Here is a 9,180-nt window from a genome sequence, read left to right as displayed (position 1 = left end):
GTAAACTTCACAGGCACAGCGTATCCTTCAACTTGCTTGGCTTTTACACATTTCAATGTTTTTCTTTAACTGGCTCGTCAGAAAGACAATGCCAAAAACTGATTTTTCACCACACTTCTAGAGGTTGGGCCGCAAACTCAATACCACGTTCTTCTTTCAAAACCCGTTTCACATAATCAAGCGTCTCCTGGCTTTCGCTGGCTGGTACGACCGTAAATTCGTGCTTGTATTTGTTCATGAAGTAACGGGCTTCATTCGCACGCAGGCCAGCTAGCGCTTCTGCTACTAGTGAAGACTCCAGACCAACCGTAGACACATTTTTAAAATCAACGATAGGGGACATCCTCATTCCTCCTTTGATCTCGTTTACTTCTTCACAACCGGAATCCACATTTCACCATACACGACGCCGTCTCGCTGCCCCATCTCCACCGTTGCATTGGGCCCGCCAACATAGGCGTAATTATCGGCTGCCGGCAAGACTTGACCAAAAGCAACGCCAGTAAGCATACTACTCAACTCATCAGCCGACTTCCCTTCACCTTTAACGACGAGGTATTGTCCCTTAGGGAACTGGATCACTCTGTGTTCTTCCGGTATCGATGAATCTGTCATGACGCCAGCATAATACATCATCTTGTGATTTATCGCTTCGTTTACGGCAAAAATATAGTCGTTCGCAGCAATAGCCTTTAACGTGCCAAGTCTTCCATCCTGCTCCACTGCCCGCCAAAAGTTCTCCTTCTCCTTGTTCATGCCGGCATAATCCGTGTAATCGCTCTTCAGCTCGGTTCCAATACCGAGAACGATAAAGCTGTCTTTTTCCTCAAAGGTATACGTTGTCATCATTCCAGCTCCTTTTTTGAATGGGTGAATTGATTTGTTTATTCACTTGATAGGTTTATCATAACCATAAATCATGTCAAAATATGATACCGTTTAGAGGCCAACCGGTTGTTCTCTCCCCCAGCGCCCCTTACCTAATATTAGTGCTTTAGGTAGTAGAAATCTATCGGAGTCACGAATGGGGTAGCGTTCATTTCATTTCTCGTTAGAGTCTGCGGCTTTTCGGACGCAGCGCCCAGGAGGCGATGCCAAGCGCGGCATAGAAAAGCGGAAGAATAATATGGAATCCATAATCGCCGTAATCATTAGCGAACGCATGAGATAAGGCCGCACCCGTCATTAGAAAAAAGAGGCCGCTATAAGCCCATTCTTTGAGCCGGGGGAAACCTGGCATTACAATCGCAATGACTCCAAGCAATTTCCAAGCTCCGAGAATATTCGTGACATATAACGGGAAACCAATATCGGTCACTAAATCGACATTACCTCCATATCGCATCAATTGCCCGATACCGCTTAATGCAATAGAGAATGCGAGAAATATGGTAACCGACCAATAAGCGGTCATCCTTCCAATGGGACGGGATTCTACCTTCGCTCCTTTTTTGAATGGATCAAATCATTTGTTTTTTCACTTGATGGGTTTATAATAACAATAAATCATGTCAAAAAATGATACTGTTTAGAGGACCCTATGAAAAAAGTAGAACGGATTAACATCATCATGCGGTACATCAATAACCGCGCCCATTTTACCATTTCGGAAATCATGCATGAGTTTAACATCTCCCGTTCGACGGCGATTAGAGATATCAGGGAAATTGAAGCGATGGGAATGCCTCTAGTCGCCGAAGTCGGGCGGGACGGGGGTTATTTTGTGATGCACAACTCCGTCCTGCCCACGGTCCGCTTTACCGATAATGAGATTAAAGCTCTTTTTATCGCCTTCATGGCCACACGAAATCTACAACTCCCTTATCTCAAGAGTCGCCAATCTTTAGCGGAAAAATTGCTCGGCCTCATCTCTGAAAACCAGCAAGATGATCTTGTTCTGTTAAATCAAATCTTGCTCTTCGAGGGTACCAACCCACACAATCCTGACCTGCTTGATCTGTCAGATCTGCCCCATCCTATGTTAGAACAACTCATCCAAATCCTTCTTATGGACAGCTACTTAGTGGTTTCCGTTGAAGAAGGAAGGGAAATCAAGTCTTATCCCATTTATCTCATGCACCTATATCGTGAAAAAAGCTCTTGGCAAATTGAAGGCTTCAACCTAGAGGAGGAAAAAAGGAAGATTATTCCCGTCGACAATATTACCGATGTCAAACCATACCCCGAGAAAAAAAGAATTAGTAAGAAGAAGATTGTAGAACAACTAAGCAAGCAGGAAGAAGCCATTAACCTAGTCCTCGAACTTGGTCCCCAGGCGATTACCCAGTTCAAAAAGTACCATCCATTAAAAATTACAATTTCATACACGAATCCTTTTCAAACCACGGCTATTCTAAAGACTTTCATTAATGTTCATCATCCTGATGAATTGGCCGAAATAACAAGCTGGCTACTTTTCTTAGGTGAAGATATCAAGGTCAGGGAAATACCGCAAGAAGTTGTAGGAGGATTACAGGAAAGAGTGGATGTCTATAAGCGTTTTGCCAAGTCTTCTCGGATTGAATCCTGAAAAACATTATTATTCTATATAAATCGTCAGGTCCCTTAAAAATAGACTAAAATAATACACGGCAGCCGATAGGATAGAAAATCGACTGCCGCGTTATTGGGCTATCGATAAACGGTACCCTACTATCGGCTTTAATTACTTGATTTACATGGACTTCTGTAAACATATCGTTACGTACTATTCCTATTTTCTCGTCTACAACATATCTCCTTGGTTGTGAGTTTGAAGTCACAGTTGCTCTTACGATTAGGTTGACCTTAGCCAAGCTTGCGAACCCGCTTCTTTCACAGTTATTTTTTGATCTCATATAGATACCACGATATAAGAATGAGACAGAAAAATGTCTTATTGTGCTCGAGCCACATGCTGCCCGTTAGTGTAACGCGGCTGCCGATCGATGCCGGCAGCCGCGTCTTAGTTGTTTATTCAGCTATCGTTCCCGAAGATTAATCGATCCTCGATGGGATCCGTTATAACGTACCCCGTCAGAAAGACGCTCCTTGGCCGGTTTCAGCCTTGCGTAAATACACCCCCGTTATCGAATGCTCGGCAGCAACAAGCTGGACAGGGGTGCCTTCGAATACAATTCGGCCACCCCGGTGGCCGCCCTCGGGACCCATGTCAATGATCCAGTCTGCGCTCTTGATCACATCCAGGTTGTGTTCGATGACCACCACCGTGTTGCCCCCGTCGACCAAGCGGTTCATAATGTCCATCAGACGAGAGATATCGGACATATGCAGTCCGGTTGTCGGCTCGTCCATTACATAGAGACTGCCTTCCTTGTGAAGTTCCCCGGCCAATTTGATGCGTTGGCATTCTCCGCCCGACAAAGTGCTCAGAGGCTGGCCCAGCGTCACGTATCCGAGCCCCACATCCTCCAGCGTCTGCAATTGACGGAGCAGTTCCTTTCCGCTGAAGAACTCTGAAGCTTCCCGAACCGTCATGGCGAGGACGTCGCTGATGGATTTTCCGTTCAGCCTATACTCTAGCACTTCATCGCTGAACCGCCTGCCCGCGCAAATTTCACAAGTCGTCCTTATTGGCTCGAGAAAGGCCAAATCCGTGTATATCATCCCGAGACCCTGACAGTTGGAACAGGCTCCCTTGGAGTTGAAGCTGAACAACGATGCGCTCACCTTGTTGGCGACTGCGAACAGCCGCCGGATCTCGTCCATCATCCCTGTATAAGTAGCCGGATTGGAGCGGATGGATGTGCCCACGGCCGACTGGTCGATGACAATGGCTTCCGGATGCGACGGCAGGAATGCTCCGTTAATCAACGTACTTTTGCCTGAGCCGGCTACCCCCGTTACCACGGTCAGCACACCGACGGGTATATCGACTGTCACATCCTTCAAATTGTGCAGGCTGGCGCCGGCTACGGTCATCCAACCCTTGGGCACTCTGGTTGAAGTTTTCAAGGATAGACTTTGCTTCAAGTATCGTCCTGTCAAGGTATCCGCGCGGAGCAAGCCCGCAAAGTCGCCTTCGTAGACGATTTCTCCGCCGCGGGATCCCGCGTGAGGTCCGACATCGATGATGTAATCGGCGATCTCCATGACTTCGCGGTCGTGTTCGACGACGAGGACGGTATTCCCTTTGTCCCGGAGCTGGCGCAGCATGCCGTTCAGACGATGGACATCTCGCGGATGCAGCCCGACACTCGGTTCGTCAAAAATGTAGATCATGTCGGTAAGACTGCTGCTCAGATGACGGACCATCTTGATGCGCTGCGACTCCCCGCCCGACAAGGTTGCAGTCTGTCGGTCCAGACTCAAATACTCCAGTCCGATGGAGACCAGATGATTCAGCCGTGTCAGAATCCCGTCAATCATCGGGCCGGCAACGGGATCCTGAATGGCTTCAATCATACGTATTAGCTCGCCAATCTCCATCGCCGCGCATTGGGCAATGTTGTATCCGTTAATCCGGCAGCCCAAGGCCGCTTGATTAAGCCGGCTTCCCCCGCAAAGCTTACACTCCGTGTAGGTTAGAAAGCGGTTAAGGGTTTCGCGTTTGGCATCTGACATCTCGCTGCTGTCTCGCTTCAAGTATAGGCGGGTGAGCTTGGGCAGCAGACCTTCATAATCCGATTCGATATCGCCACCTTTGGTTCGGTATACGATCTTGCTTTCTTTGCCGTGGAGGAGGGTATCCCAATCTGCCGGCGCAAAATCGGCGAGCCGCTTGTCGTTGTCGAACAAGCCGGAATGGGTATACGTATTCAAGTACCAGCTTCCCACCTTAAATACAGGGAACAGGATTGCGCCTTCATTCAGTGACTTGGACCTGTCAAGCAGCTTGTCCACATCGAACTGCACCACCTGTCCGACTCCAGAGCATTCGGGGCACATGCCGGCGGGGTCGTTAAACGAGAAAGCATGCGAATAGCCGGCAAAAGGTTTACCGATTCTCGAGAACAGCAGCCGGAGCATCGCATAAATATCCGTGATCGTGCCGACAGTCGAACGGGAGTTCCCGCCGAGCCTTTTCTGATCGATCACAACCGCTGTAGACAAGTTCTCGATGCGATCGGTATCCGGTTGACTAAACCGGGGCAGCCGATTGCGGATGAATGCGGAAAACGTCTCATTCAGCTGACGCTGAGCTTCGGCGCTGATAGTGTCGAAAACCAAGGAAGATTTGCCCGAGCCCGAGACGCCGGTGAAGATCGTGATTTTTTGCTTCGGGATGCGGACATTCACGTTTTTAAGGTTATTCTCGCGTGCTCCTTCAATTATGATTTCATTGACTTTCATAGCCTCTCCACCTTGGATTTCGATTTTCTAAGATTTCAGTGTAATGAAAAGGCGGCGATCGAAGACCGAAAAAAAAGTCTTAGACTTGCCGCCGCTGTCAATCTGAAACTAACGATTTTCTCATAGGAATGTGCTAAATGATTAGTTCCCGTCCATATGATAAATTAGTTGTACAACACCGGAGGAGAACGTTTTTGTATTAGCGATTTTTAAATTCAATCTCTGTTTTATATCCACAAACAGCGGTTTTCCTTCTCCCAAAACAACAGGGTGAACAGATAATCTAAATTCATCAACAAGTCCTAAATTGATAAAAGTTGTAATAAGACTTGCTCCACCATATAGCCAGATGTCTTTACCGGGCTTATTCTTTAATTCATTTACTTTTTCAAGAATACTCTCATTTATGAATATTGCTTTATGATCCGTCCCCTTTTGCGTCCTGGAAAACACATATTTCTCTTTACTATGAACCAACTCCCAGAATTCTCTTTCAGAATCTCCATGTTCAAGTTCCGGAGTAAATTGTCCCCATAAATCATAACTTTTTCTTCCATATAAAATGGTATCAATTTGATTTAAAAAATGATTAAACCCCATCTCAGAGTCCATTATGCACCAATCAATTTCACCATTTTTTCCTTCAATAAAACCATCTAAAGTAACAGCTAAATCTAAAATTATTTTTCGATTCATGATTTGTAACTCCTTTCGTTAATCTACCACCCATTATAGACCTCAAATATGTCACCTGTTGTCATATTAATAAAAGAGAGTTCTCCATCTGAGCGTTCCCCGAAAGCAATACAGTATGGTGAGGAAGGTCGTTAAGCTATGGTGTCGCGAACCCAACCTTAGTCTGACCACGACGACCACGGTGCACCACCACGGAATGTCGCTCATTTTGGAAGCACGCGGGGTAAAGTAACCCTTTGCTGGTTGTTGCACCAGTCCTCTCAATATCAACTGCCGTAGAAAGGTGAGTTTTATGGATGTCCTGATCGAGCGAGCCTGCGGTTTGGATGTTCACAAGAAGTCTATTACCGCTTGCATCGGAACTCCCGAAGGAAAGGAGATTAAGACGTTTCGTACCCATACTGTTTTCCTGCTTAATTTGATCGACTGGATCAAGCAACATCGGTGTACACATGTGGCCATGGAAAGTACCGGGGTATTTTGGAAACCGGTCGTGAATTTGCTGGAAGCCGAAGAGATTCAGTTCCTCGTCGTAAACCACAGCACATCAAAGCCGTTCCCGGCAGGAAAACGGATGTGAAGGATGCTGAGTGGATTTGTGATCAACTCCGTCACGGTCTGCTCAAGGCCAGATTCACCACACCGAAACCAACGAGAACTACGCGAATTAGTCCGTTACCGCCGCAGCCTGATTCAGGAACGCTCTCGCGAGCATAACCGGGTCCAGGAGGTACTGGAAGGGGCCAATATTAAACTAGCTGCCGTTGTTTCTGACATCATGAGGGTAAGCAGCCGCGACATGATGGAGGCCATGATCGAGGGCGAAGAAGACCCGGAGAAGCTAGCTGCCTTCGCGAGGCGAACGCTGAAGAAAAAGAAAGAAGAGCTCGAGCTAGGCTTGCGTGGAAATATGAGTGCCCACCAGCGGATCATGCTCCGAACCATGCAGACTCTCATCGATTTTTATAAGCCAATGCGTAAGCCGCAATGGATACGTGAAATTTAAGTATGAAAACCGGGAATAACTTGATAGGCAAACGGCTGTGTTGAGGGATTCTAGCTGTCTACATTTTCAGGGCAAGGTCATTGGAGTCGTTGTCCGATTTAATGGATGAAGAGGATGCCATATAAATCTTATTTGGCGACACCATTGTTGGTATCATGAAGCGGGAGAGAAGTCGCATCTTGAAGCTTCCGAATAGAACTCGAAAATCAAAACAGCCTGCACAATCATGTCAGGCTGTTTTTGAATTTAAGCGCTTTGTGCAACGAAAAAGTCTGCTAGTTCTTCTTCTGAGAATTGTTTTCCGTTTTTGAAGACGCGCATGATACCGGCCGAGATTTCGTCGATAAGAATGATTTGATCATCAACCATCCCGATTTCGAATTTGATGTCTATCAAGTCAAGGTCGTGCTTGGCAAGGTCGTCTTTGATGATACCGGCGGCTTTCAGACAGAGGGCTTTGGTATCATCGTATTGATTCGAAGTCATGGCCGGCCCAAAGTCTGGGTTGGTCAAGAATTCCTTTGAAATTCGTGGATCTCCAGCAGCATCGTGTTTGGTAGTTACTTCAAAGAAATCGGTAAGCTCCTGACCTTCTTTGACATAGTCAGGATAGGTCCGCAGAATGCTACCCATGGCTTTGAAGCGGACGATGCATTCCAATCCGTGTCCGACTTTCTCAGCTTTTTTGAGCAGAATATTTTTCTCTGTAAGGTCAGCATCTAAGAATGCCGTTGACAGTCCTGCGGCCTCAAACATTTTAAAATAGTGGACGCTGGAAATGATGTTCTTCAGACCAATTCCCGCCACTTCGCCAATGACTTCGTTGGCACCCGGGTCTTCAACCACAGTAACTGTGCCGTCAGGATTCTGAACCTTCCAACCCGTTACACTATCTTTTGAGTGAAGCACGATGGACTTCTCGTCATAAGCATAAACATCTTTCGTTTTCCCCACATAAATCCGTTCTAAATTATCAAGTTTTAAACTCATCTTTTTTCACCTCAGCCTAATATTTTCATTTTCCATCATACCATATGTAAACTGGAAGAGGAGATATATACGAACACTTATGCAGATTTGATCGTAAATAAGCACATCATCCAGCAGGCGGCTAGCTTCTTGTTGTTTCTTGGGAGGAAAGCTTTTTCTTAGCATTCATTGTGATTCAACAAAAGAACAGTTTTATTGAATCTTGATTAGGGAACAAATCCCTTTGAAATAAAAATTGACTCAAAAACAACATCTTTTCGACCGTCAATCTGATTATAATCAATAACTTTATAAAATAATCCATAATAAATTGAAGTTCCGCCATCTTTATATATCTCAGTTCGTATGGCGAATATCGGTTTCTTATCATTAAGTGCCCGTAGATAGTCAAGCATGAAAATGTTAATAAGCAATAACAAAACTAATACAAGGACTAGAATTACCTTTTTCACAAATCCACCTCCCACAGTAATCCAAAACACAATCCCGACCTCCGATACGAACACCGTTTTGGATACAGGAGGTTCTTTTGTATCAATTTTGTGGAGTTGTCAATAAAAGTACAGTTTGAAAACACACTCATACAGGCATCCCGTTACTAAGCTGCTTGCGACAGCATTCTTTCGCGATAAATGGATGGCGGCCAGCCCCCCGGATTAGAGGTGTAGATCCGTCGTCTATTGTAGTAGACCATGATGTATCTGAAGATGATTTAATGTAGGCCATTGGATAGTACTCGGTCTTGATCTTGTACAGCTTCTCTTTCTTGAGCGTAGCAAAGAAGCTTTCCATTCGTGCGTTATCATAACAACGCCCCGTGCCGCTCATGCTTTGGATACATAATTCCTTACGCATGTTGTCATCCATGGCGATGCCTACAATCTCTCCGTTTAAACAATCCAGTACGGCGGATAGATACAACTTGCCGTCTGAACAAGGAACCTCAGTGATATCTGATAGCCACTTTTGGTTGGGGGCTGAGGCACTGAAATCTCTCTTGATCAGGTTCTCGCTCTTTTGAGCTGCAGCATCCTCGCGTGTAATGCCATTTGGATGACGCTTCACTTTCTTCAGCACGCCGTGCATCTTCATAATCCGACGGACGGTACTGTAGCTGGTCTTAATATCTATTTGTGACAGCGCCAGCAAAATACGCTGGACACCGTAATTATTGTTGTCTTCATGTTCCCCGATGA

At 45.9% G+C, this 9,180-nt stretch carries 8 protein-coding genes and 2 pseudogenes; 2 read left to right on the top strand and 8 right to left on the bottom strand.

The genetic code is table 11. The features are described from left to right. Nucleotides 1–115: 115 nt before the first annotated feature. The 3 genes and pseudogenes from KXG62_RS33290 to KXG62_RS33280 form a co-directional block, all read right to left on the bottom strand. Nucleotides 116–343 (bottom strand): annotated as a pseudogene (locus tag KXG62_RS33290) (phage tail protein); the annotation flags it as partial. A 23-nt stretch (nucleotides 344–366) separates the two neighbouring features. Beyond that, on the bottom strand, nucleotides 367–846 hold the full coding sequence (locus KXG62_RS33285; RefSeq protein WP_218096307.1) for a GyrI-like domain-containing protein: 480 nt from the start codon (nucleotides 844–846) through the stop codon (nucleotides 367–369). A gap of 205 nt (nucleotides 847–1,051) precedes the next feature. Further along, nucleotides 1,052–1,414, bottom strand: a complete 363-nt coding sequence (locus KXG62_RS33280) for a DoxX family protein (protein ID WP_218096306.1) — start codon at nucleotides 1,412–1,414, stop codon at nucleotides 1,052–1,054. A 126-nt stretch (nucleotides 1,415–1,540) separates the two neighbouring features. Between KXG62_RS33280 and KXG62_RS33275 the strand changes: the two genes are divergently transcribed. After that, on the top strand, nucleotides 1,541–2,530 hold the full coding sequence (locus KXG62_RS33275; RefSeq protein WP_218096305.1) for a helix-turn-helix transcriptional regulator: 990 nt from the start codon (nucleotides 1,541–1,543) through the stop codon (nucleotides 2,528–2,530). A gap of 485 nt (nucleotides 2,531–3,015) precedes the next feature. Here KXG62_RS33275 and KXG62_RS33270 read toward each other — a convergent pair whose 3' ends face one another. Both KXG62_RS33270 and KXG62_RS33265 read right to left on the bottom strand, forming a co-directional pair. After that, on the bottom strand, nucleotides 3,016–5,292 hold the full coding sequence (locus KXG62_RS33270; RefSeq protein WP_218096304.1) for an ATP-binding cassette domain-containing protein: 2,277 nt from the start codon (nucleotides 5,290–5,292) through the stop codon (nucleotides 3,016–3,018). 141 nt (nucleotides 5,293–5,433) lie between these two features. Next, entirely contained in the window at nucleotides 5,434–5,988 is a 555-nt protein-coding gene (locus tag KXG62_RS33265) for a dihydrofolate reductase family protein (RefSeq protein ID WP_218096303.1), read from the bottom strand. Nucleotides 5,989–6,280: 292 nt separating this feature from the next. Here KXG62_RS33265 and KXG62_RS33260 point away from each other — a divergent pair. Beyond that, nucleotides 6,281–6,994: pseudogene (locus tag KXG62_RS33260) on the top strand (IS110 family transposase). 246 nt (nucleotides 6,995–7,240) lie between these two features. Here the strand turns inward: KXG62_RS33260 and KXG62_RS33255 are convergent. The 3 genes from KXG62_RS33255 to KXG62_RS33245 form a co-directional block, all read right to left on the bottom strand. Next, nucleotides 7,241–7,984 (bottom strand): phosphoribosylaminoimidazolesuccinocarboxamide synthase, encoded by a 744-nt coding sequence (locus KXG62_RS33255; protein ID WP_218096302.1) that lies wholly within the window; start codon nucleotides 7,982–7,984, stop codon nucleotides 7,241–7,243. A 206-nt stretch (nucleotides 7,985–8,190) separates the two neighbouring features. Further along, entirely contained in the window at nucleotides 8,191–8,436 is a 246-nt protein-coding gene (locus tag KXG62_RS33250; RefSeq protein WP_218096301.1) for a hypothetical protein, read from the bottom strand. A 127-nt stretch (nucleotides 8,437–8,563) separates the two neighbouring features. Further along, nucleotides 8,564–9,180, bottom strand: a 617-nt coding sequence (locus KXG62_RS33245) for a DDE-type integrase/transposase/recombinase (RefSeq protein ID WP_343223564.1), incomplete at its 5' end; no start/stop codon positions are given.

The organism is Paenibacillus solanacearum (assembly GCF_910593845.1).
Classification (GTDB): domain Bacteria; phylum Bacillota; class Bacilli; order Paenibacillales; family NBRC-103111; genus Paenibacillus_G; species Paenibacillus_G solanacearum.
The sequence above is the reverse complement of the archived record's forward strand: the minus strand, read 5'-3'. Positions and strand labels throughout refer to the sequence as shown.

Bases quoted from the DNA above. Each gene is read 5' to 3' on its own strand.
- KXG62_RS33280 (WP_218096306.1), bottom strand. From the start codon at position 1,414: ATGACCGCTTATTGGTCGGTTACCATATTTCTCGCATTCTCTATTGCA.
- KXG62_RS33265 (WP_218096303.1), bottom strand. From the start codon at position 5,988: ATGAATCGAAAAATAATTTTAGATTTAGCTGTTACTTTAGATGGTTTT.
- KXG62_RS33285 (WP_218096307.1), bottom strand. From the start codon at position 846: ATGACAACGTATACCTTTGAGGAAAAAGACAGCTTTATCGTTCTCGGT.
- KXG62_RS33275 (WP_218096305.1), top strand. From the start codon at position 1,541: ATGAAAAAAGTAGAACGGATTAACATCATCATGCGGTACATCAATAAC.
- KXG62_RS33270 (WP_218096304.1), bottom strand. From the start codon at position 5,292: ATGAAAGTCAATGAAATCATAATTGAAGGAGCACGCGAGAATAACCTT.
- KXG62_RS33255 (WP_218096302.1), bottom strand. From the start codon at position 7,984: ATGAGTTTAAAACTTGATAATTTAGAACGGATTTATGTGGGGAAAACG.